The organism is Streptomyces sp. NPDC058758 (assembly GCF_042746075.1).
GTDB lineage: Bacteria > Actinomycetota > Actinomycetes > Streptomycetales > Streptomycetaceae > Streptomyces.
The window spans coordinates 42508-63640 of the sequence record NZ_JBHYPS010000039.1 but is presented as its reverse complement, the minus strand read 5'-3'; the positions used below and the strand labels follow the sequence as shown (position 1 = coordinate 63640).

Sequence of the window (21133 nt, the reverse complement as noted above, 5' to 3'; positions counted from 1 at the left end):
TGTCGGTGGGCGGGTGCACGATGGGGGGCATGGTCACGTCGGCGCTCGAAGACTTCTCCCCGGCCACCCGCGGGTGGTTCACCGGGGCGTTCACCGCACCCACCGCGGCCCAGGAGGGCGCCTGGCGGGCGATCGGCGCGGGCTCGGACGTGCTCGTCGTGGCGCCGACCGGTTCGGGCAAGACCCTCGCCGCCTTCCTCGCCTCCCTGGACCGGCTGGCGTCCGCGCCCGCCCCCGCCGAGCCCAAGAAGCGCTGCCGGGTGCTGTACGTCTCCCCGCTGAAGGCGCTCGCCGTGGACGTGGAGCGCAATCTCCGCTCGCCGCTGACCGGCATCCGCCAGGAGTCCGTCCGCCTCGGGCTCCCCGAGCCGGACGTGCGGGTGGGCATCCGGTCCGGCGACACCCCGGCCGCCGAGCGCCGCGCGCTCGCCACCAGGCCCCCGGACATCCTGATCACCACCCCGGAGTCGCTCTTCCTCATGCTGACCTCGGCCGCCCGGGAGGCGCTGGCCGGTGTGGAGACGGTCATCCTGGACGAGGTCCACGCCGTCGCCGGCACCAAGCGCGGCGCGCACCTGGCCCTCACCCTGGAGCGGCTCGACGAGCTGCTGCCCCGCCCCGCGCGCCGGATCGGCCTGTCGGCCACGGTCCGTCCGGTCGACGAGGTCGCCCGCTTCCTCTCCCCCGGCCGCCAGGTGGAGATCGTGCAGCCGCCCTCGGGCAAGGAGTTCGACCTCTCCGTCGTCGTGCCCGTGGAGGACATGGGCGAGCTGGGCGGCTCCCCCGCCTCCGAGGGCAGGGACGGCGGCGACAAGCCGTCGATCTGGCCGCACGTCGAGGAGCGGATCGCGGACCTGGTGCAGGCACACCGCTCCACGATCGTCTTCGCCAACTCCCGGCGCCTCGCCGAGCGGCTCTGCAACCGGCTGAACGAGATCGCCTACGAGCGGGCGACCGGGGAGCCCGCCCCCGAGGGGACCCCGCCCGCCGAGATCATGGCCCAGTCGGGCGCGGCCAAGGGCGTGCCGCCGCTGCTCGCCCGCGCCCACCACGGCTCGGTGTCCAAGGAGCAGCGCGCCCAGGTCGAGGAGGACCTGAAGGCGGGCCGGCTGCCCGCCGTGGTCGCCACCTCCAGCCTGGAGCTCGGCATCGACATGGGCGCCGTCGACCTGGTCGTGCAGGTCGAGTCGCCGCCGTCGGTGGCCTCCGGCCTCCAGCGCGTGGGCCGCGCGGGCCACCAGGTCGGCGCCGTCTCGACGGGCGTGGTCTTCCCCAAGTACCGCGGCGACCTGGTGCAGGCGGCCGTGGTCACCGAGCGGATGCGCTCGGGCTCCATCGAGTCGCTGCGGATCCCGGCCAACCCGCTGGACGTGCTGGCCCAGCAGCTGGTCGCGATGGTCTCCCTCGACACCTGGCAGGTGGACGACCTGCTGGCCGTGGTGCGCCGGGCCGCCCCCTTCGCGTCCCTGCCGGAGTCGGCCTTCACGGGCGTCCTCGACATGCTGGCGGGGCGCTATCCCTCGGACGCCTTCGCCGAGCTGCGCCCGCGCGTGGTGTGGGACCGGGTCGCGGGGACGGTCACCGGCCGCCCGGGCGCGCAGCGGCTCGCGGTCACCTCCGGCGGCACCATCCCCGACCGGGGCCTGTTCGGCGTCTTCCTGGCCGGGGCCGACCCGAAGAAGGGCGGCGGCCGGGTCGGCGAGCTCGACGAGGAGATGGTGTACGAGTCGCGGGTCGGCGACGTCTTCACGCTGGGCACCACCTCCTGGCGGATCGAGGACATCACCCGCGACCGGGTCCTGGTGTCACCGGCGCCCGGGGTGCCGGGCCGGCTGCCGTTCTGGAAGGGCGACCAGCTGGGCCGCCCGCTCGAACTGGGCCGCGCGGTCGGCGCGTTCCTGCGCGAGCTGGGCGCGCTCGGCGAGGAGGACGCCCGGCTGCGGCTGGTCTCGGCGGGCCTGGACTCCTGGGCCGCGGACAACGTCCTGGCGTATCTGGGGGAGCAGCGCGAGGCCTGTGGCCACGTGCCGGACGACCGCACGATCCTGGTGGAGCGGTTCCGGGACGAGCTGGGCGACTGGCGGGTCGTCGTCCACTCGCCCTTCGGGGCGCAGGTGCACGCGCCGTGGGCGCTGGCGCTGGGCGCCCGGCTGGCCGAGCGGTACGGCATGGACGCGCAGGTGATGCACGCGGACGACGGCATCGTGCTGCGCCTGCCCGACGCCGACCTGATGGGCCTCGACATGGGGCTGGACCTGCTGGACCACGAGCCGGTCGACCCGGGCCGCCACCAGGACACGGTGTACGACGCCGACCAGGCGCCGGTGGGCGCGGCGGACACCGTCTTCGACAAGGGCGAGGTGGCGCAGATCGTCACCGACCAGGTGGGCGGCTCCGCGCTGTTCGCCGCCCGCTTCCGGGAGTGCGCCGCCCGCTCCCTGCTGCTGCCGAAGCGGAACCCGGGGAAGCGGACCCCGCTCTGGCAGCAGCGCCAGCGGGCCGCCCAACTGCTCCAGGTGGCGAGCGAGTTCGGCTCGTTCCCGATCGTCCTGGAGGCCGTCCGCGAGTGCCTCCAGGACGTCTTCGACGTCCCCGGCCTGACCGAGCTGATGGGCGACATCGAGGCCCGCCGGGTCCGCCTCGTCGAGGTCACCACCCCCGAGCCGTCCCCCTTCGCCCGCTCCCTGCTCTTCGGTTACGTGGCGCAGTTCCTGTACGAGGGCGACTCCCCGCTCGCCGAGCGCCGGGCCGCCGCGCTCTCCCTGGACTCCCGGCTCCTGGCGGAGCTGTTGGGCCAGGCGGAGCTGCGCGAGCTGCTCGACCCCGAGGTGCTGACCGAGCTGGAGCGGGAGCTCCAGTGGCTCACCGAGGACCGGCGGGTCAAGGACTCCGAGGGCGTCGCGGACCTGCTGCGGGTCCTCGGCCCGCTGACCGACGCCGAACTGGCCGCGCGGGGCGCCGAGGAGGGCTGGGCGCGCGAGCTGGCCCGGTCCCGGCGCGCGATCGAGGTGCGGATCGCGGGCACCGCTCACTGGGCGGCGATCGAGGACGCGGGCCGGCTCCGGGACGCGCTGGGCACGGCGCTGCCGGTCGGCGTCCCGGAGGCGTTCACCGAACCGGTGAAGGACCCGCTCGGCGACCTCCTCGCCCGGTACGCGCGCACCCACGGCCCCTTCACCTCCTCGCAGGCCGCCGCCCGCTTCGGCCTCGGCGCCGCCGTCACGGACGGAGCGCTCCAGCGGCTCGCCGCGGCGGGCCGGGTCGTCCAGGGCGAGTTCCACCCCTCGGGCATCGGCCAGGAGTGGTGCGACGCGGCCGTCCTGCGCAGGCTGCGCCGCCGCTCCCTGGCGGCCCTGCGCCACGAGCTGGAGCCGGTGCCCCCGGCGGCCCTGGCCACCTTCCTGCCCCAGTGGCAGCACCTGGGCGGCAGCAGCCTGCGCGGGATCGACGGCCTGGCGCGGGCGGTGGAGCAGCTCCAGGGCGCGCCCGTGCCGGCGTCCGCCCTGGAGAAGCTGGTCCTGCCGTCCCGGGTCCGGGACTACTCCCCGGCGATGCTCGACGAGCTGACGACCACCGGCGAACTCGTCTGGGCCGGGGCGGGCTCGCTTCCCGGCAAGGACGGCTGGGTCTCGCTCTACCTCGCGGACGCGGCCCCGCTGCTGCTGCCGCCGCCTCACCCGCTGGAGCTCACCGCGCTCCACGAGTCGGTGCTGACGGCCCTGTCCGGCGGGTACGGCCTCTTCTTCCGGCAGATCGCCGACCAGGTCCGGATCACCACCCATCCGGACGCCACCGACCCGCAGCTCGCCGACGCCCTGTGGGACCTGGCCTGGTCGGGCCGGCTCACCAACGACACCCTGGCGCCGCTGCGCTCCCTCCTCGGTTCGGGCCGCACCGCGGGCTCGACCGCCCACCGGGCCCGGCGCACGGTGCCGCGCGGCCGGTTCGGGACGCTGGGCGCCACCCGTCCGGCCTCCCGGTCGGGCCCGCCGACGGTCTCGGGCCGCTGGGCGCTGCTGCCGCCCGCCGAGCCGGAGCCGACCCACCGGGCGCACGCGCTGGCCCGCACGCTCCTGGACCGGCACGGCGTGGTGACCCGCGGCGCCGTGGCCGCCGAGGGCGTGGAGGGCGGCTTCTCCGCGGTCTACCGGGTCCTGTCCGCCTTCGAGGACAGCGGCCAGGCGCGGCGCGGCTATGTGGTGGAGGGGCTGGGCGCGGCCCAGTTCGCGATGGACGGGGCCGTGGACCGGCTGCGGGCGGCGGCGACCGCCCGGGACCGCGGTGCGGAGGCGGGCGCCGGTCCGCGCGCGGTGGTGCTGGCCGCCGCCGACCCGGCGAACGCGTACGGTGCCGCCCTGCCGTGGCCGGAGTCGCCGGCCGGAGCCGGCCACAAGCCGGGGCGGAAGGCGGGTGCCCTGGTGGTCCTGGTCGACGGAGAGCTGACGCTGTACGTGGAGCGCGGCGGCAAGTCGGTGCTGGCCTGGCCGACGGAGCCGGACGCGCCGGCCCTTGCGGCGGCGGCCGGCGCGCTGGCCGAGGCCGCGCGGGCGGGCGCCCTGGGCACGGTCACGGTCGAGCGCCTCAACGGCGCGACGGCCCTGACCTCCCCCCTCGCCCGCCCCCTGGAGGCGGCCGGCTTCCTGGCCACCCCGCGCGGCCTGCGCCTGAGACCCTGACGGACGGGCCGCGGCGCTCCGGCACCACGACGACGGGCCCGCGGAAGGCGCCACGACGACGGGCCGGCGGAAGCTGCGAAAGGCACCACGACGACGGACCGCCGAAAGGCGCGAAAGGCACCACGACGACGGGTCGACGGAAGCCGCGGAAGGCGGCATGACGGCGGCCCCCGAAGGCGGCACGACCGCGGGCCCGCGGAAGGCACCACGTCCGCGGTCCCCCGGAAGGCGGCATGATGGCACCATGCCCGAAGGAGACACCGTCTGGCAGGTCGCCCGCCGGCTGCACGCCGCGCTCGCAGGCCGGGTGCTGACCCGCGCCGACCTGCGGGTGCCCCGCTTCGCGACCGCCGACCTCACCGGCCGCGCGGTGCTGGACGTCACCCCGCGCGGCAAGCACCTCCTGACCCGGATCGACGGCGGGCTCACCCTCCACTCGCACCTGCGGATGGACGGCGCCTGGAAGGTGTACGCCGCCGGGGAGCGCCCGCGCGGCGGCCCCGAGCACCAGATCCGCGCCGTCCTGGGGAACGAGGAGCACACCGCGTACGGCTACCGCCTGCCGGTCCTGGAGCTGCTCCGCACCGCCGAGGAGGCCCGGGTGGTCGGTCATCTCGGCCCCGACCTGCTGGGTCCCGACTGGGATCCGGAGGAGGCCGCCCGCCGTCTGCTCTCCGACCCCACCCGGCCGCTCGGCGAGGCCCTGCTCGACCAGCGCAATCTCGCCGGCGTCGGGAACATCTACAAGTCGGAGCTGGCCTTCCTCGCGGCCGTCAGCCCCTGGCTCCCGGTCGGCGAGCTGGCCCCCGACGTCCCGCCCCGGCTCGTGGCGACGGCCCACCGCCTCCTGGAGGCGAACAAGGACCGTCCCGACCGGCGCACCACGACGGTCCGCCGCCCGGGCACCCCGCTGCACGTCTACGGCCGCGAGGGCCGCCCCTGCCTGCGCTGCGGCGCCGCCGTCCGCAAGGCGGAGCTGGGCGAGCGCGTGACCTACTGGTGCCCGGGCTGCCAGCCCGGCCCCTCCGGAGATTCCTCGTTTCCCCGCCCACCACACAATTGACGACTCGTCAGATCCGGTCGTACGGTCCCGGCATGAACCTCTCGGCGTACGACCTCACCGGTCGCACCGCGTTCGTGACCGGCGCCGCGAGCGGCATCGGCCGCGCGAGCGCCGTCCTCCTCGCCCGGGCGGGCGCGACCCTGCACCTGGCGGACCGCGACGAGCCGGGCCTCGAGGAGACGGCCGCCCTGATCGCCCGCGAGGGCGGCACGGCCCGGGTCCATCCGCTCGACGTGACCGACCGGGCCGCGCTCGCCGCCGCCGTCGACGCGGCCGGACCGCTCCACGTGATGGCGGCGGTCGCCGGGATCATGCACACCAGCACCGTCCTGGAGACCCGCGAGGAGGACCTCGACCGGGTCCTCGCCGTCAACTTCAAGGGCGTGTTCCACGCCTGCCGGGAAGCGGCCCGGTCGATGATCGCCTCCGGCACCCGGGGCTCGATCGTCACCATGGCCTCGGGCGCGATGGACACCGCGAGCCCCGGCCTGCTCTGCTACAGCGTCGCCAAGGCGGCCGTCGTCCAGCTCACCAAGACGCTCGCGGTCGAGGCGGGTCCGCACGGCATCCGGGTGAACGCGGTCGCGCCCGGCTGGATCCGCACCCCCATGACGGACCGCCACGAGCCGGCCGCCCAGGAGCAGGCGGAGGCCGCGATGGTCCGTCACTCACCGCTGCGGCGGGTCGGCGAGCCCGAGGACATCGCCCACGCGGTCCTCCATCTCGCCTGCGACGCCTCCTCGTTCACGACGGGTCAGATCCTGCGCCCGAACGGCGGAGTCGCCATGCCCTGGTGAGGCGCGTGGGCCGGGAGGAGGCGGCCACGTGCACCGGCAACAGGCTCAGCCCCCAGCCGCCCGCGGCTACCGCCCCCTCGACCGGTCCGGCCTCACCCGGAACCAGCAGCAGGCGCAGCACCGCCCACCACCAGAGCCCCCCGACCACCAGTCCGACCGCGATCAGCGTGAGCGTCACCAGCGGAACCCGTCGCCGTACCATGGCCGCCTCCTGCGTTCGACGCTAGACCGGCAGGATCACCCTGCGGGAGGGCGCACCGGTGTCAGCCCCGGCGCGCACCCCGCGCGCGATCCGGCGGACGCCCCCGCGCGCGGGACATCGCGCGCCCTGGACGCCACCCCGGGGACCGCCCCGACGCACCCCGCACGTCACCTCGCCCCCGGACCCGGGCCTCGCCACGCCGGCCGCCTAGGCGCTCTCCGCCTGGAACATCCAGGAGTGATGTACCGGACTATCCGCTGACCTGCCGCAACACACCCTGCCGCCTCCTCGATTCCGGAATCCTTCCGCCCTGCTGCGGAGATTCCTCCTCCGAGGCAGTCTCACCCGGATCCGCCCACGCCGCATCCAGAACGTCGCGCGTCTGCTCCTCGGCCTCGGCGAACAAGTGGGCGTAGGTCCGCAACGTCGTCATGACATCCCGGTGCCCCATCCTCTTCTGAACCACCTTCGGGTTCTCTCGGCCGGCAATGAGCACAGAGGCATAGTGGTGGCGCAGCTCGTGCCAGTGCCGCGGCCCGACACCCGCTTTCTTGCAGATGGACTTGAGCGCGTAGTCGAGAGTCGACTCGCCGATCAGACCGCCGTCCGCCATGACGAAGACCAACCCCTCACCCTCGCCGCCAGCCCGCGGGGGGTACTTCTTGACGTAGGCCGCGAGCAGGTCGACCGCGCGTTGCGACAGGGGGAGCGTACGCAAACCGGCGCCGGTCTTGAGTTCGGCGAAGTACAGGCCCTTGCCCTTCTCGTAGACGAGCTGCTGGTTGACGAGCATGGTGCGGCGGAGAAAGTCGATGCGATCGAGGCGGAGTCCGCGGATCTCGCCGGAACGGAGTCCGGTCAGCGCGTTCAACTCGATCATCGCAGCCCAGCGGTCGTCATAGGCATGCGCGATCAGCTGCCGCACCTCGACAACGTCCGGTGGTTGCGTGGCCTTCTCCTCGGCGGGCGGCGCCGCGATGCTCTCGAAGGGGCTGAGGGGGATCACGCGGTCGATGACGGCCAGGCGGAAGATCCCGCGGACGTACCGGCTAACGCGGTTGGGGTAGGTGCCCTTGAGCTTGTACTTGCTGACGAGGAGCTGCTGCCAAGCGCCGGCTTCGGAGGGCTTGATGGAGCGGATCTCTCGGTTGCCCCATTCGGGTACGAGGTAGCGCTTGAGGACGCCTTCGTACTCGGTGCGGCTGCGGCTGTTGATGTTCAGGGACGGCAGCCACGTGTCGTAGGCGAAGCGTTCGACAGTGACGCGGCCAGCCTTCGGGTCGAGCCAGGAACCGGTTTGCTTGGCGGCTTCCTGCTTGACAATCTCGGCCTCAGCCTCGGTCTTCGTGCGGTGGAGGGAGGTGCGCTCACCGCCCGAGGGGTCGTCGTAGCGGGCTTGCCACCGCTTGCCGACGCCGTGGGCCTTGGATGCGACGAGCCCCTTGTGCTCGCCGCATTCGGGCTCGTCAGGGCCAGGCTTCTTCTTGTGCCAGCGATCGGCGACGTACCCCATTCAAGGCCCCCAGGACGGTTCCGGCGTCGAGGCCGGCGCCGACGAGCGCGTACCCGGCCTGGGTGCGGAGCTCGGGGTCGTGCGCGGCCTCGGTGTTGATGACGGCGACGGGACGGCCGCCGGTTCGGGCGGTGAAGGCGGCGATCCCGCGTCCGAGATTAGCGACTATCACCGGACTGGATCCGTGCATCGTGAACCCCCGTGCTTAGGCAGCCTGGAGCGGGCGGCTCCGGTGTCAGGAGCATATGCCGTGTGACCAAGTGGTCGCTATACGTATGCACGGTTTGTTGAAGGTTGTACGCCAAGGGTCTTCAGATGAGCCCGTGTTGACGCAAAACGTCCAACGCAGCCTTCACGCCTTCCCGGATCTCCGGGCCGGTCGCCTTGTCTGAGGCGCGCACGAACGCGTTGGTGATGTCCGCCTCCAGCCGTTCCTCGTCGACCACGGACTGGACGTCCACGTCGCGCCACTCACCAGGCGCCTTGCCTTCGAGGACGTCATCGATCCAGGTGTCGGGCAAGCCGAGGGCCTTGACGATGGGGGGAAGCGACTGGGGCATCCGCGCCTTGGGGGGCTGCCCGATTTCAGCGTTCTGCACGCTGCGGTGGGAGACGCCGGCCTTGGCGGCGAGGTCTTCTTGACGTAGGCCCTGGGCCTGCCGCCTGGTGGCGATGGCCTTGGCGAGCCGTGCCCACGCGCGGGGGTCGCGGATCATGGCGGCCTCTCCTCTATCACTCCGTTGCGTCCTGCCCGACGCTCGCTAGGCACCGATAGGCACCGATAGGCAACAGGGTAGACGGTGATCTACGGCCGTGCGAGGGCGGATCCCGCCTGCTTTACCCAGAGAACAACTGACCGCATCCGAGTCGTTACGGGATGCATCTCGATGCGTCTCACGTTGTCTCGTTGCGCATCGATGTGTATCGTCTTCCTTGTGCAGCCCGATGGACCCGAAATCCGACGGCAGCGCGAGCTACGCGGCTACGGCCTGCGCGGATTCGCCAAAGCCGCCCGAATCAGCCCCTCGTACCTCTCCCGCATCGAGAGAGACGAACGACATCCCCAGCCCGAGGTCATGGCACGCATCGCCAAGGTGCTCGACATGGGGATCGTCGACATCCAACGACACGCAACGGAGCGCAACGATGAGCGACAGGATCGCTGACACGCCTCTGATGACCACGAAGCAGCTGGCCAAGCTGCTGCAAAAGTCGCCGGCCGCCATCCGCCAGCTGCGGTACCGGGGCCAGGCCCCGAAGGGCTTCCGCCGTGGCCGAGAAACGCTCTACCCGACCAGCGAGGTGGAGCGCTGGATGGCCGCGCAGATGGAGAACGACCGTCTCGCGCAGCGCGCCGCGGCCTGACCCCCACAAACAGATCGGGGCCGCCGGACCGGGCCTGGTCCCTGCGACCCCTCGAACCCCACTGATTGGAGTGGAATCCATGGACATCACTGTACCCACGAACTTCCCGACGGGTGACCGGCGCACGGTGCGCGTCGTGCCGCTGGCGACGCTGGACCCGCTGCACGACTCGGCCCGTCGGCCGATGCCGGCGTTGCCGGTGGACATGGCGGTGCGGCTGGCGCGGGCCGCGCTGGGTCAGCACGAGGGTGTGAGCATCCACGACCACGACGCGATGGTGTCGGCGGCGACGGCGCTGGACGGAGTGCTGCGGGATGTGCTGGCGGCGCTGGACGCGGAGAGCGCGGAGCGTGCCGCATGAGCGCCCCGATGGACGAGCAGCGGCTCGCGGAGATCCTGGCCCGTGCCGACGCGGCGACGAAGGGTCCGTGGTGCACGGACTCGTGGGAGATCTACCAGGACACCGAGTACACGCCGGGCCTGTCCGAGTGGATCGGGGAGACGTGCCGCGGTGTCGTCGGCGGATTGAACCAGGACCGCGCGAACGCCGCGTTCGTGGCCGCCGCCCGGACGGACGTGCCCGACCTGATCGCCGAGGTTCAGCGGCTGCGGGCCCGGGTCGCCGAGCTGGAGGGCGCCGCTATCTGCCCGTCCATCGCTCGCCTCCACGGCAGCAAGTGCGTGCTCCCGGTCCGTCACCGGGGCGACCACCGGAACGAGTCGAAGCGGCACTACTGGAGCGACGACTACGCCGTCCCGCGGCAGCGGCAACCGGAGGACCCGCACGACTCCGTGCTGCATCACGACTACGCCCTCGGCCGTGACCTGCCGACCATCCCCCGGCAGTCCACCGGCCGCTGCCCGCAGGGCCACACGTTCGAGGACTGCACCTGCGGAGGCACCGCGTGACCGAGGCCGAGCAGATGCTCATCGCCGCCACCGACCTGAACAGGAAGGCCGAGACCGCCGAGCGCAACGCGCGCTCCGTCGAGGTGCCGGCCCCGGTCGTCCGCGAACTGGCCTACCTGCTGGAGCACTACGGGCGGCTGACCGCCCGAGCCGGAGGTCTCCGCCAGACCGGGTTGGCGGAAGGCGCCGCCGAGCTCGCCCACGACATCGCCCGCACCCACCTCGCCGGAGAGCCCAAGTGAGCACCGACCTCGTCCGCCACCAGCCGACCGCGTCCCTCCCCGACATGGTCCGCTACGCCGAACACCTCGCCGAAGCCAACCTCCTCCCCCGCCAGTACCAGCAGCGCCCCGCCAACGTGCTGTACGCCATGGAGTACGGCCGCACCCTCGGCATCACCCCCCTCGCCGCCATCACCGGCATCCACGTGATCGAGGGCAAGCCGTCCGCGTCCGCCGCCCTCATCTCCGGACTCGTCCGGCAGGCCGGCCACAAGCTCCGCGTCCGGGGCGACGACAAGCAGGCGTGGGCCCAGATCATCCGGTCCGACGACCCGGACTACGACGGCTACCAGGTGACGTGGACGATCGACCGGGCCAAGCAGGCGGGGCTGGCTGGCAAGGACGTGTGGAAGAAGTACCCGGCTGCGATGTTGAAGGCGCGTGCGATCACCGAGGTGGCTCGGGATGCGTGCGAGGAGGTGTTGTTCGGGCTGCACTACACGCCGGAGGAGCTGGGGGCGAACGTCGATGAGGACGGGGTTCCGATGTCGGCGCCGGTGCAGCAGTTGCGGTCGGTGCAGCAGGGCGAGCCGGACCCGTGGGAGACGTCCGACCCCAAGGCGTCTTTCACGCCCCACCCCGAAGGCCAGGCGCTCGCTAAGCGTGCAGCCGCCGCCCAGGACCGGTTCATCATGAGCGCGCTCATCGACGAGGCGAAGCGGTATGTGCCCGCAGACGCCAGGATCCTCGCCCCCGACACCAGCGAACCGGACGCCCTCCGCGAGTACCTGATGCGCCGCTGGGCCGAGTTGCCGAAGCAGGAGAAGGCCGAGCCGGAGGTGGTGGAGGGCATCGTCGTCGAGGACGTCGAACTCCCCACCGACGAACACGCCGCCGCCGTCGCCGCGTACTACGCCTTCACCGCCGAGCACGGCATCAAGCACGCCGACGCCGACGAGCAGGCACACGCCGCCCTCGGCGCCCCCCTCGACGCCGTCGCCCCCAAGGCCATCTGGGACCTGCTCTCCCAGCTCCAGGCCGCCTAACCCACCGCACCACAGGGGCGTCCCGGATTCAGGCCGGGACGCCCCACCCAAGGAGACCACATGTCCCTCAAGGACACGGCCACCCGAGTGGCCATCCTCGACACCCTCGCCAAGCACATCACCGACCAGCTCAAGGCCGCCAAGGCCGAGCTGGAGACCGGCCTCCGCGCCGCGAAGGCGGAGACCGGCACCCAGCAGATCGCCGTCGACCTCGCCGGCACCGACATCGGCAAGGCCACCCTCGTCCAGCCCAAGGCCGCCGCGTCCGTCATCGACGAGGCCGCGCTCATCGCCTGGGTCCACAAGGTCGCCCCGTCGGAGATCGTCACCCGCCTCGTCACCGAGGTCCGACCCGCGTGGCGCAAGAACCTCCTCGACACCCTGACCGCGGCCGGGGTCATCGAGTGGGCCGACCCCGAGACCGGTGTCATCCACGAGGTGCCGGGGGTGGAGATGGTGGGGCGTGCGGCGCACACCCGGCTGACGATCCCGGCGGAGGGCAAGGAGGCGATCGCCACCGCGTGGCGTACCGGCCAGCTCACCACCGTGGTGCTGCCCGAGCTGACGGCCGGCAAGGAAGTGGCGTGATGCGTCTCCCCTTCATCTCCCGCCGCCGCTTCGACGAGGCCGTCGCCCAGAACCGGCGCCTGTCCACCCGGGTCACGCTGCTGGACCAGCAGGCGATCACCAACGTCATCGGTGCCCTCCGCTACGAGCGTCGCATTCGGCGCCTCCGCCGCGCCGTGGCCGCCGAGCGGGCGCAGGCCGCCGCGTACCGGCGGGAGATCCGGCAGCTGACCGACCGCCTCTTCGACGCCTGCGGCTACCAGGGCGAACCCCTCCTCCCCGCCGCCCGCGCCACGCTCGGCATCGAGGACGCGAAGGAGGAGTCGTGACCTCCACCGAGATCCCCGTGGCGGGGCTGACCACCCGCCCCGCCACGGGCACCAAGCCCCTCCCCCCGCACGGCACCCTGACGCGGCACAAGTTCCACGGATGCAAGTGCGAGCCGTGCCGCAAGGCCGGACGCGAGTACATGAGCCAGCGCTACCGGCTCATCGCCTACGGACGGTGGCAGCCGTACGTGGACGCCGCCCCAGTCCGCGCTCACGTCCGCATGCTGTGCAGCTACGGCATTGGTATTCCCCAGACGCGTCAGCTCTCTGGCGTGTCGAACGGATCCATCAGCCGCCTGCTGTACGGGCGGGGTGAACAGGGCCCGTCGCGGCGAGTTCGCACTCAGACCGCAGACCGGATCCTGGCCATCAAGCCGTCGCTCGATGCTGCCGCCCCCAGTGCTCTCGTCGATGGTACCGGGACCCAGCGCCGCCTCCAGGCCCTTGTCGCCATGGGCTGGCCGCAGAAGGAACTGGCACGCCGTCTGGGGCTGGACCGGAACACCGTCAACGACCAGGTCAACCTGTGCCCGCCGGCGTACGGATCGACTGCTCGGGCGGTACGCGACCTGTACGACGAGCTGTGGAACGTGGATCCCCTGCGGGCCGGAGTTGGTCAGCGCTGGGTGGTCGAGGCCAAGGCGTTGGCGAAGGCCCGCGGCTGGGTTCCGCCGGGTGCCTGGGACGACGACTACATCGACAGCCCGGCCGCTGTACCGGACGTCGGCGAGCACGTCGCTCAGTACGTGTCGCTGACCGAGAACGCTGAGTGGCTTATTACGACCCAGGGGTACACGCAGGAGCTGGCCGCGTACCGGCTTGGTGTCACCCGTGCCCACCTGGCGCGTGCCATGTCGTACGCACGATCCAGGGGCGGTGCCGCATGATTCCCCTCCTGCCGGTGGAGATCGTCACCGGCGCCGTGTGCGCGCAGACCGACCCCGAGACCTTCTTCCCGGAGAAGGGTGGCTCGACGAAGGCCCCGAAGAGCGTGTGCTCCGTCTGCCCGGTGCGGGTCGAGTGCCTGGCCTGGGCGCTGGAGCACGACGAGCGGCACGGCGTCTGGGGCGGCCTGTCTGAGCGTGAACGCCGTCGCCTCCGCAAGCCGGCCACCGACGCCGCCTGACCCCCGCCCGGGGCCGTCGCGCCCCGGGCCCCGATCCACCCCTCCCCGCACTACCTGAGAGAAGGCCAGCGTTGAGCGTCGAAGCCACAGTGTGGGCGCTGAAGTTCGCCCCGCCGATGCCGCCGCAGTACCTCGGCACGCTCCTCGGCCTGGCTGACCACGCCGACTCCAAGGGCCGCGGCGCCTACCCCTCGATTCCCACGCTCGCCGCCTACACCTGCAAGTCGGAGAGGTCCGTGCAGCGCGACCTCAAGGGTCTGCGGGAGGCCGGCCTGATCCGGGCGGGCGACGACGCCCTCGTGTCCCACATTCCGGTGGACCGTCGGCCCGAGGTGTACGACCTGGCGATCGAGCGGGTGGTGCCGGGTGGTCGGGCTGGTGATGAGGAGGCTCGGGCGGTAGTGGCGAAGCTCGCGTCGTCCCGGGCGAGGGGCGGAAGGAAGACCGGGGTGACGCCCACGTCACCGCGACGGGGTGACGCCCACGTCACCACCGGGGTGACGCCCACGTCCGAGCGGGGTGACGTGGGCGTCGCGACCGGGGTGACGCCCACGTCACCCAAACCGTCCTTTGAACCACCCACTAACCCCCCGATGAACCAGGGGGGGTACGGGGTGACGCCCACGTCACCCGGCTTCACGCCGGTGGAAGTCGACGGCTTCACCCTCACCGATGCCATGCGCCGCTGGGCCAACGCCACCTACCCCGGCCTCGACATCGACCACTCCACCGAACAGTTCATCAGCCACTACCGATCCACCGGCGCCCGCCGCAAGTCCTGGCCCGACGCCTGGCAGAAGTGGATCCGCGACGACGCCCAACGCCGACCGCGGAACGTCTACCAGCTCCCCACCGGCCAGAACCTCACCGGCACTGACGCCAAGGCGGCCGGCTGGCTCGCCCTCGGCGCCAAGTACGCCACCGACGACTAGGACCACGCATGAACGTCTCCGAAGCGGCCAGGCTCCTGGCCATCTGCTGCGGGTTCGACAACCGGCAGCCCTCCGAACTCGCCGCCCAGGCATGGGCCGCCGCCCTGAAGAACGTGCCGTTCGACCAGGACGCGAAGGACGCCGTCGTCCGCTACTACTCGACCACCCCGAAGGACCCGACCACCCGGCTGTGGATCATGCCGCACCACGTGCGGGACCTCCGCTCGAAGATCCGCTCGGAGCGGCTGGAGAACTTCGCCTACGAGGGCGACCCCGACGAGACGCCCAAGGAGTTCATCGCCCGCTACCGCGGTCAGCTCGAGGCCGTCGCCTCCGGTGCCGTGCCCGCCCCGTCGACCGCGCCGATGCTCGAGGGCGGTCCGCACCGCAGCATGGCCGAACTCCTCAGCGGCAGCGTGCGCCACCCGGACGAGCCCGACGGCCCCGAGCCCCGGCCGACCGTCGAACGCCGCGCCACGGGCCCCCTGGGCGTCATCTGCCCCGACTGCAACGCCGCCATCGGCCGCCCCTGCAAGTCCGCCTGGCGCCGCAAGCCCCGCGCACCGCACCCCGCCCGCCGCCGGGCCGCCGCCGGCGAGGAGATCCGCCTCACCCCGCAGGCCGAAGTCGACGCCCGACGCGCCCTCGCCGCCACCCATCACGCCCAGGCCGACGAGGTGACCGAACTCAACCGGGCCTTCCTTGAAGCCAACCCCGTCGTCATCCCCAAGGAGAAGCCGTGACCCGGCCCATCCGCACCACCCGCGTCCTCAGCAGCCGTCAGCGCCGCGCCAAGAAGTCCGCCCTGTACAGCCGCCAGAAGTCCCGCTGCGCCACCTGCAACGAGCGCCACGCCTTCACGGACCTGATCCTCAAGCACAAGCTCCACCGCACGCAGGGCGGCGACAGCACCCTCGCGAACCTGTACCTGATCTGCCACCCCTGCAACCACAACGGACACCGGGCGGTGACGCCGTGACCGACATCGACGTCCGCGACATCGCCGCCCTCCGCGCCCAGGGCGACCTCGGCGAGTACCTCCGCCAGGCCCGCGAGCAGGAAGCCGCCACCAACGCCGCCCGCAAGCGCCTCGTTTACCGCCACACCGACCTCGTCGACCAGCTCCGCCTGATCGGCCAGGACCCGTGGAACGGCCGCATCCCCCCGCCGGAGTGGGGCGGCGCCATCAACACGTCGCCCGTCCGGGCCGCGCTCCTCGCCATCGTGGCTGAGGCCGAACAGCGCACCGGCCAGCAGCAGGCCGCCGCATGACCCCGGACCAGCGCCTTGCCGGCGCCCGCGCCCACCTCGACCAGCCCCCCACCCCCGTGGTCCCCGGACAGACCGCCATCCCCCTCGCCGCCCTCGCCGACATCGAAGCCGCCGAGACCGACGCCACCCTCCACCACGACGACGACCACGCCCGCGCCACCCGCGTCGCCCTCTACCTCGCCACCGCCGGCTGGACCATCACACCCGCCCAGGAGAATCCGTGACCCGCCTGAAGACCTTCAGCTTTGGCGGAGGGTGGCAGTCCGTCGCAGCCCTCGCCCTCGCTGCCCGCGGCGACCTCGACTACCGCACCTTCCTCATGGCCAACGTCGGCGCCGACAGCGAGAACCCCGGCACCCTCCGCTACCTCGAAGAGCACGCCGCACCGTTCGCCGCCCGTCACGGCCTGGACCTGATCCTCCTCGACCGGCACACCAAGAACGGCGAGGTCGAAACGATCCGCCAGCGGATCATCGGAAGCAACGGCAGCCGGCAGACCATCCCCGTCTACCTGTCCAACGGCAAGCCCGGATCCCGCGTCTGCACCGTCGAGTTCAAGATCCAGGTCACCGGAGCATGGCTCCAGGCCCACGGAGCCACCCCCGACAACCCCGCCACCGTGGGCATGGGCATCACCCTCGACGAAATCGGCCGAGCGAACCCCGCCAAAGCCATGCCCTACGAGCGCCTGGAGTACCCGCTTCTCTGGCTCGGCCTGCGACGCGCGGACTGCCCCCGCATCATCCGGGACGCCGGCCTCCCCATGCCGCCGAAGTCGTCCTGCGACTTCTGTCCCATCCGCAAGGTCCACGAGTGGCAGGCCATGCACGAGACCGAGCCCGAGCGCTTCGAGCGGGCCTGCGAAGTCGAGGACACCATCAACGGCCACCTTGGCCGCAAGGGCAAGCCCCCGGTCTACCTCACTTCCTACGGCCGGCCGCTCCGCCGCCTGTTCGAGCACGGCACCCAGCTCCCGCTGATCGACAGCGACGCCGAAGCCTGCTCCAACGGCTGGTGCATGACCTGACCCGCCCCCGGTCCCGCTCGCAGGCCACGCGAGCGGGACCACCCCCAGCATCCCAACAACCACCAGGAGCAGCCATGACCGACCCCATCGACCGCATGCTCGCCGCCCACGACCTGGAGACCGAACTCCTCGGCGGCTGCGGCATCTGCGACACCGAGCACGACGAGATGTGCGCCGCCTGCGAGCAGTGCCGCTGCCACCGCCACGACACCTGCCAGCGCCCCGCCTGACCCACCCCAAAGGAGACACACCCCATGACCGACCACGACGACCACATCCAGCACACGTGGATCCTCACCCACCCCACCGGCGACGAGGTCACCATCGACCTGTGGACCGACGGCGAGTCCGTCCGCGTCGAAGGCGGCCAGGGAGAGTCCACCGACGGCGGCCGTAAGGACGTCGACCGGCTCATCGAGAAGTACTGCCTCCGCGGCTACCGGGTCACCAGCGACTACGCCGTCAACGACCCGCACGAGCACGAGCTGCCCGACGACCGTCCCGACGAGTGCGCCGAATGCGGCAGGGACACGGAGTACGTCCCCGATCACTACGACGGCTACCGCACCGGGCCCGCCTGGATGTGCACCGGCTGCAAGTGGGGCCAGTGGTCCGTCGGCACCTGAACACACAGCAGGGCCGCCCGCAATCGAAGTGCGGGCGGCCCCACCACCACCGTACCCACCACCAGGAGCAGCAGCCATGACCGAACACCAGCCCGTGACCCTCTACTCGGGGCCGATCACCTGTCTCGAACGCGACTGCGACGAGTACTTCACCGACAACGGCGAAGACGCCAACGTCGACTGCTGCTCCCACGTCACCACCGAGCAAGCCTGCCGTGAGTGCTCCACCGAGCTCCCGGACGAGACGTTCGACCCGGCCGTTCCGTGGCCCTGCCCGCACCCCGCCTGACCCTCTGTCGTCGGGCCGTCCTCCGGGACGGCCCCCACCACCAGGAGCCCACCATGACCGTCTCCCACGCCACCACCGCCGAGACCATTCCCGCCCTGCTCGCCACCATCCAGGAACTCCAGGCCCTCCAGCAGCCCCTCATCGACGCCCTCCGCAGCATCCACAGCGACATGGACCGCGCCCACAAGGGCGGCGACGAGTGGGCCATGGAGTGGATGGCCCAGGTGTGGAACGAGCTGCCCCTCGCCGTCCGTGCCGCTGGCGGGGATCAGGAGGCCGCGCAGGAACTTGCCGACCAGAACCGGGACGCCGCCCGCAGCACATGACCGCACCCGTCCGCCTGACCATCCGCCTTGGGGCCGTCCTCCGGGACGGCCCCCACCACCAGGAGCCACCATGACCGACCAGCCCAAGCCCTGCCGCAGTACCCAGCACTGCGCCGTCCATGACTTCTGCCACCGCTGTACGCCGTCCCTCGACGGCGCCGTCCGGCACCTCGTCAAGGCCATCAGCGCCGCCGGGATCACCACCGGCAGCGGCGACGTCTACGCGCAGCTCGCCGCCACGGTTCGGGACGCCGCCCGTACCGCCGCCCGCCAGACCACCGGACAGGACGACACCAAGCCCGCGCGGTGCCAGCACTGCGGCCGGGAGGTCGAGGACCGCGGCGACCCGAGCATGGACGGCAACCACCGCGTTCTCTGGGTCCACGTCCCCGGCGGCTACACCCTCTGCAACCCGCAGCAGGCCGCCCACAGCACCCGCGCCGCCCCCGCTGTCGGGCAGCCGGCCGAAGCACACGACACCGACGCCCGGCCGCCGCGCGTGCAGTGGCTCGTCGAGGGCTACGACGCCGACCAGTGGAACCCCCGCACCGGGCTCCTCCAGACCCAGGAGGCGGCCCTCAGGGGCCAGGAGAGCCTCCAGCGCCGCTACCCCGACATGCCCACCCGCATCGTGCGGGAGACGACCACCTCGACCGTGGAGGACGAGCCCCGATGACCGACGACACCACCCGCGACCTCATCACCCGCCGCCTCGCCGACGACCACCAGCTCCTCCTCCACGAGGCCGAGCGGATCGCCCGCGCCCTGGACAGCCACATCAGCGCCCTGAAGCGGAACCCGGATGGCGCGACCTTCGCCGGCGACGCCGTCCTCATCGGCACCTACCTCATCCAGCACGCCCAGGCCGCCGCCAAGCTCGACGCCGCCCGCGACATGGCCCGCACCCTGATGGGGGACAAGCGATGACCCAACCCAGCCCGACCGTCGGCAGCGTCTGGCGGTCCCGGTACACCCGCAACCTCCGCGTCACCGTCACCGAAACCGACGGCACCCGCGTCCGCATCGCCGACATCAACCCCGACACCGGCCAGCCCCGCCCCCAAGGCCGCTGGGCCACCGCCCGCCAGCTGCAGAACGCCTACACCCAGGAGACGCCGTGAAGATGCCCAGCGCCCGCACCCAGCTCTTCCACTTCAGCACCACCCAGAGCATGGCCTCCGAGGAGATGGCCGAACGACTCCTCGCCGAGCTGCGCGCCGACGTCCTCCGCGAAGCTGCCGACAGGGCCACCGCGAAGTACGGCGCCACCAACCGCGCGGCCGCCGACCTTCGCCGCATGGCCGACGGGAGCCAGCCGTGACCCAGCCCGCCCCCTACGAAGCGTTCTGCATCGGCGCCCAGATCTGCTTCACCGACTGCGACGACACCTGCCCCCCGGGAGGCGCCTGCGCCGACCTCTGCCACGAACTCGCCAAACCCGAGACGGAGCAGCACCACAGCCCCGCCGACTGCCCCTCCGCCCTCAGGAGCCAGCCGTGACCGGCCCCAGCAGCAACCCCCACGGCGAACGGACGCCCCGCCCCGGCGTCACCTGGCAGACCACCCTCGGCACCACCGGCGAGCGCCTCCTCGCCGACGACGAGCCGGAACCCCGACCCAACCGCGCCACCCGACGAGCCCACGCCCGACGCATGGAGACCTTCGACCACGAGCCGATGGACGTCTTCACCAACGGCAAGCTCCGGGCCGTCGAGTGCTACCGCTGTCACATCCCCTGGCCCTGTACCTCCGCCATCGTCCTCGGCCTCACCAACCACCCCACCCCGGAGACCCGATGACCGACCGGCCCCGCCTCGACCAGCTCACCGACGACATGCTCGACCAGCTGTACGCCCGCCTGGAGCACGTCGAACAGGCCGCTGGACGCTGCTTCGAGGCGGGCCACGAGAAGGACCTCGACCGCTGGCGCCACCGCGCCGAGAAGGCCGAGGTCGCCATCGCACGCGTCCGTAACTGGTGCGACCAGCTCGACACCAGAACCCGCGAGCTCACCGGTGACCCGACCGCCACCAGCCCCATCGCCGGCGGTGTCCGCATCGTCCTCGACCTGCCCGCCTGACCCGACACAACCCCCGGCCGCCCCACCCACCAGGGGCGGCCCGCACCAAGGAGCACCGTGACCACCACCGCCAGCCACGCACTCCGCCAGCTCATCCACCTCTGGCCCGACCTCACCGACGCCCTCGGCGCCCCCACCACCCACTCCTGGCCCCCCGTCGAGTTGAAGGGCTACCTCAACGCCATGGAGCGCATGGACAGCGTCGAAGCCGCCGCCCTGCGTGCCCTCGAACGCGACCCCGCACAGCTCGGCGCCCGCCCCGTCCCCGTCAGCCTCCGCATCCACGACACCATGCGCATCGTCGAAGCCGCCCTCGCCGAGTGCGCCACCGTCATCGCGTCCGGCTGCCAGATGGAACCCATTTCCCTCCCGGGCTGCGACTGGCCGACCGCCGACCGTGAACGCCGTACCGCTGCCGCGCGCGCCGACCTTGCCGACCGGCGCCGCTGGCACTACCGCGGACGCACCCCCGGCGCCCGCTACACCGCCCTCTGGCTCCTCGCCCGCGTCGAAGGCAGGCCCGGACCCTTCCGGCCCCTCACGCCCGCACAGCATGCCCACATCAAGGCCGTCGCCGCCGGCGCCCTCCGCCGCGTCGAGACCGCACTCGACCTCGTCGACACCACCCGCGACCTCACCGCCAACCACCCCTGCCCCTGCGGCGGCACCATCCGTATCCACGGCGGCGCCGGCGCCACCCCCGTCGCCCGCTGCAAGGGCTGCGGCGCCATCTGGTCAGAGCAGGGCATCATCGCCGCCTGACCCCA

Annotated in this window: 34 protein-coding genes and 1 pseudogene; 31 read left to right on the top strand and 4 right to left on the bottom strand. The window is 72.4% G+C overall.

What is annotated here, in order from left to right; genetic code table 11:
* Positions 1 to 29 precede the first annotated feature (29 nt).
* From ACFW6A_RS32385 to ACFW6A_RS32375, 3 genes are all read left to right on the top strand, one after another.
* Positions 30 to 4676: a DEAD/DEAH box helicase gene (locus ACFW6A_RS32385; RefSeq protein WP_386644999.1), complete on the top strand. Its 4647-nt coding sequence runs from the start codon at positions 30 to 32 to the stop codon at positions 4674 to 4676.
* A 244-nt stretch (positions 4677 to 4920) separates the two neighbouring features.
* On the top strand, positions 4921 to 5739 hold the full coding sequence (locus ACFW6A_RS32380) for an Fpg/Nei family DNA glycosylase (protein ID WP_386477541.1): 819 nt from the start codon (positions 4921 to 4923) through the stop codon (positions 5737 to 5739).
* A 32-nt stretch (positions 5740 to 5771) separates the two neighbouring features.
* The gene (locus ACFW6A_RS32375) at positions 5772 to 6536 is read left to right on the top strand and encodes an SDR family NAD(P)-dependent oxidoreductase (RefSeq protein ID WP_351848627.1); all 765 of its coding nucleotides are present in this window, start codon (positions 5772 to 5774) and stop codon (positions 6534 to 6536) included.
* Here ACFW6A_RS32375 and ACFW6A_RS32370 read toward each other — a convergent pair.
* From ACFW6A_RS32370 to ACFW6A_RS32355, 4 genes are all read right to left on the bottom strand, one after another.
* Positions 6484 to 6738, bottom strand: a complete 255-nt coding sequence (locus tag ACFW6A_RS32370) for a hypothetical protein (RefSeq protein ID WP_351848623.1) — start codon at positions 6736 to 6738, stop codon at positions 6484 to 6486. The genes ACFW6A_RS32375 and ACFW6A_RS32370 overlap by 53 nt on opposite strands.
* Positions 6739 to 6988: 250 nt before the next feature.
* A complete protein-coding gene (locus ACFW6A_RS32365) occupies positions 6989 to 8251 on the bottom strand; it encodes a tyrosine-type recombinase/integrase (RefSeq protein WP_386644995.1) in 1263 nt (420 codons plus the stop codon).
* A complete protein-coding gene (locus tag ACFW6A_RS32360; protein ID WP_386644992.1) occupies positions 8205 to 8423 on the bottom strand; it encodes a hypothetical protein in 219 nt (72 codons plus the stop codon). The genes ACFW6A_RS32365 and ACFW6A_RS32360 overlap by 47 nt, the downstream gene beginning before the upstream one ends.
* Before the next feature lie 139 nt (positions 8424 to 8562).
* Complete coding sequence (locus ACFW6A_RS32355; protein WP_386644989.1) at positions 8563 to 8967, bottom strand: helix-turn-helix domain-containing protein; 405 nt, start codon at positions 8965 to 8967, stop codon at positions 8563 to 8565.
* Between the two features lie 219 nt (positions 8968 to 9186).
* Between ACFW6A_RS32355 and ACFW6A_RS32350 the strand changes: the two genes are divergently transcribed.
* From ACFW6A_RS32350 to ACFW6A_RS32215, 28 genes and pseudogenes are all read left to right on the top strand, one after another.
* A complete protein-coding gene (locus ACFW6A_RS32350) occupies positions 9187 to 9417 on the top strand; it encodes a helix-turn-helix domain-containing protein (RefSeq protein ID WP_386644986.1) in 231 nt (76 codons plus the stop codon).
* Positions 9398 to 9616: a helix-turn-helix transcriptional regulator gene (locus ACFW6A_RS32345; RefSeq protein WP_386644983.1), complete on the top strand. Its 219-nt coding sequence runs from the start codon at positions 9398 to 9400 to the stop codon at positions 9614 to 9616. Before ACFW6A_RS32350 ends, ACFW6A_RS32345 begins: the two co-directional genes overlap by 20 nt.
* Positions 9617 to 9695: 79 nt before the next feature.
* Positions 9696 to 9977, top strand: coding sequence for a hypothetical protein (locus ACFW6A_RS32340; protein WP_386644980.1), 282 nt, complete (start codon positions 9696 to 9698; stop codon positions 9975 to 9977).
* Positions 9974 to 10525: a hypothetical protein gene (locus tag ACFW6A_RS32335; RefSeq protein ID WP_386644977.1), complete on the top strand. Its 552-nt coding sequence runs from the start codon at positions 9974 to 9976 to the stop codon at positions 10523 to 10525. The genes ACFW6A_RS32340 and ACFW6A_RS32335 overlap by 4 nt, the downstream gene beginning before the upstream one ends.
* Entirely contained in the window at positions 10522 to 10767 is a 246-nt protein-coding gene (locus ACFW6A_RS32330; RefSeq protein ID WP_386644974.1) for a hypothetical protein, read from the top strand. Before ACFW6A_RS32335 ends, ACFW6A_RS32330 begins: the two co-directional genes overlap by 4 nt.
* The gene (locus ACFW6A_RS32325) at positions 10764 to 11792 is read left to right on the top strand and encodes a hypothetical protein (protein ID WP_386644971.1); all 1029 of its coding nucleotides are present in this window, start codon (positions 10764 to 10766) and stop codon (positions 11790 to 11792) included. The genes ACFW6A_RS32330 and ACFW6A_RS32325 overlap by 4 nt, the downstream gene beginning before the upstream one ends.
* 60 nt (positions 11793 to 11852) lie before the next feature.
* A complete protein-coding gene (locus ACFW6A_RS32320; protein ID WP_386644968.1) occupies positions 11853 to 12380 on the top strand; it encodes a hypothetical protein in 528 nt (175 codons plus the stop codon).
* Positions 12380 to 12688: a hypothetical protein gene (locus ACFW6A_RS32315; protein ID WP_386644965.1), complete on the top strand. Its 309-nt coding sequence runs from the start codon at positions 12380 to 12382 to the stop codon at positions 12686 to 12688. The genes ACFW6A_RS32320 and ACFW6A_RS32315 overlap by 1 nt, the downstream gene beginning before the upstream one ends.
* A complete protein-coding gene (locus ACFW6A_RS32310; RefSeq protein WP_386644962.1) occupies positions 12685 to 13575 on the top strand; it encodes a hypothetical protein in 891 nt (296 codons plus the stop codon). The genes ACFW6A_RS32315 and ACFW6A_RS32310 overlap by 4 nt, the downstream gene beginning before the upstream one ends.
* Positions 13576 to 13607: 32 nt before the next feature.
* Positions 13608 to 13814: pseudogene (locus tag ACFW6A_RS32305) on the top strand (WhiB family transcriptional regulator); the annotation flags it as partial.
* Between the two features lie 71 nt (positions 13815 to 13885).
* Positions 13886 to 14746 carry a helix-turn-helix domain-containing protein gene (locus ACFW6A_RS32300; RefSeq protein ID WP_386644959.1) on the top strand — a complete coding sequence of 287 codons (861 nt, stop codon included), beginning with the start codon at positions 13886 to 13888 and terminating at the stop codon, positions 14744 to 14746.
* An 8-nt stretch (positions 14747 to 14754) separates the two neighbouring features.
* Complete coding sequence (locus tag ACFW6A_RS32295) at positions 14755 to 15489, top strand: hypothetical protein (protein WP_386644956.1); 735 nt, start codon at positions 14755 to 14757, stop codon at positions 15487 to 15489.
* Positions 15486 to 15725: an HNH endonuclease gene (locus tag ACFW6A_RS32290; RefSeq protein ID WP_386644953.1), complete on the top strand. Its 240-nt coding sequence runs from the start codon at positions 15486 to 15488 to the stop codon at positions 15723 to 15725. The genes ACFW6A_RS32295 and ACFW6A_RS32290 overlap by 4 nt, the downstream gene beginning before the upstream one ends.
* The gene (locus ACFW6A_RS32285; protein ID WP_386644950.1) at positions 15722 to 16018 is read left to right on the top strand and encodes a hypothetical protein; all 297 of its coding nucleotides are present in this window, start codon (positions 15722 to 15724) and stop codon (positions 16016 to 16018) included. The genes ACFW6A_RS32290 and ACFW6A_RS32285 overlap by 4 nt, the downstream gene beginning before the upstream one ends.
* Positions 16015 to 16242, top strand: a complete 228-nt coding sequence (locus ACFW6A_RS32280) for a hypothetical protein (RefSeq protein WP_386644947.1) — start codon at positions 16015 to 16017, stop codon at positions 16240 to 16242. Before ACFW6A_RS32285 ends, ACFW6A_RS32280 begins: the two co-directional genes overlap by 4 nt.
* On the top strand, positions 16239 to 17045 hold the full coding sequence (locus ACFW6A_RS32275; protein WP_386644944.1) for a phosphoadenosine phosphosulfate reductase: 807 nt from the start codon (positions 16239 to 16241) through the stop codon (positions 17043 to 17045). Before ACFW6A_RS32280 ends, ACFW6A_RS32275 begins: the two co-directional genes overlap by 4 nt.
* 74 nt (positions 17046 to 17119) lie before the next feature.
* Positions 17120 to 17275, top strand: a complete 156-nt coding sequence (locus tag ACFW6A_RS32270) for a hypothetical protein (protein WP_386644941.1) — start codon at positions 17120 to 17122, stop codon at positions 17273 to 17275.
* Positions 17276 to 17299: 24 nt separating this feature from the next.
* Positions 17300 to 17671 carry a hypothetical protein gene (locus ACFW6A_RS32265; protein WP_386644938.1) on the top strand — a complete coding sequence of 124 codons (372 nt, stop codon included), beginning with the start codon at positions 17300 to 17302 and terminating at the stop codon, positions 17669 to 17671.
* Positions 17672 to 17747: 76 nt separating this feature from the next.
* Complete coding sequence (locus ACFW6A_RS32260) at positions 17748 to 17960, top strand: hypothetical protein (protein ID WP_386644935.1); 213 nt, start codon at positions 17748 to 17750, stop codon at positions 17958 to 17960.
* A gap of 53 nt (positions 17961 to 18013) precedes the next feature.
* Positions 18014 to 18286: a hypothetical protein gene (locus ACFW6A_RS32255; protein ID WP_386644932.1), complete on the top strand. Its 273-nt coding sequence runs from the start codon at positions 18014 to 18016 to the stop codon at positions 18284 to 18286.
* Between the two features lie 70 nt (positions 18287 to 18356).
* Positions 18357 to 18962 (top strand): hypothetical protein, encoded by a 606-nt coding sequence (locus tag ACFW6A_RS32250; protein WP_386644929.1) that lies wholly within the window; start codon positions 18357 to 18359, stop codon positions 18960 to 18962.
* A complete protein-coding gene (locus tag ACFW6A_RS32245; protein ID WP_386644926.1) occupies positions 18959 to 19213 on the top strand; it encodes a hypothetical protein in 255 nt (84 codons plus the stop codon). The genes ACFW6A_RS32250 and ACFW6A_RS32245 overlap by 4 nt, the downstream gene beginning before the upstream one ends.
* Positions 19210 to 19407: a hypothetical protein gene (locus ACFW6A_RS32240; protein ID WP_386644923.1), complete on the top strand. Its 198-nt coding sequence runs from the start codon at positions 19210 to 19212 to the stop codon at positions 19405 to 19407. Before ACFW6A_RS32245 ends, ACFW6A_RS32240 begins: the two co-directional genes overlap by 4 nt.
* A complete protein-coding gene (locus ACFW6A_RS32235) occupies positions 19404 to 19607 on the top strand; it encodes a hypothetical protein (protein ID WP_386644920.1) in 204 nt (67 codons plus the stop codon). The genes ACFW6A_RS32240 and ACFW6A_RS32235 overlap by 4 nt, the downstream gene beginning before the upstream one ends.
* Entirely contained in the window at positions 19604 to 19786 is a 183-nt protein-coding gene (locus tag ACFW6A_RS32230; protein ID WP_386644917.1) for a hypothetical protein, read from the top strand. Before ACFW6A_RS32235 ends, ACFW6A_RS32230 begins: the two co-directional genes overlap by 4 nt.
* Positions 19783 to 20085 (top strand): hypothetical protein, encoded by a 303-nt coding sequence (locus tag ACFW6A_RS32225; RefSeq protein ID WP_386644914.1) that lies wholly within the window; start codon positions 19783 to 19785, stop codon positions 20083 to 20085. The genes ACFW6A_RS32230 and ACFW6A_RS32225 overlap by 4 nt, the downstream gene beginning before the upstream one ends.
* Positions 20082 to 20366 (top strand): hypothetical protein, encoded by a 285-nt coding sequence (locus tag ACFW6A_RS32220; protein WP_386644911.1) that lies wholly within the window; start codon positions 20082 to 20084, stop codon positions 20364 to 20366. The genes ACFW6A_RS32225 and ACFW6A_RS32220 overlap by 4 nt, the downstream gene beginning before the upstream one ends.
* A gap of 57 nt (positions 20367 to 20423) precedes the next feature.
* Positions 20424 to 21128: a hypothetical protein gene (locus ACFW6A_RS32215; RefSeq protein WP_386644908.1), complete on the top strand. Its 705-nt coding sequence runs from the start codon at positions 20424 to 20426 to the stop codon at positions 21126 to 21128.
* Positions 21129 to 21133 lie beyond the last annotated feature (5 nt).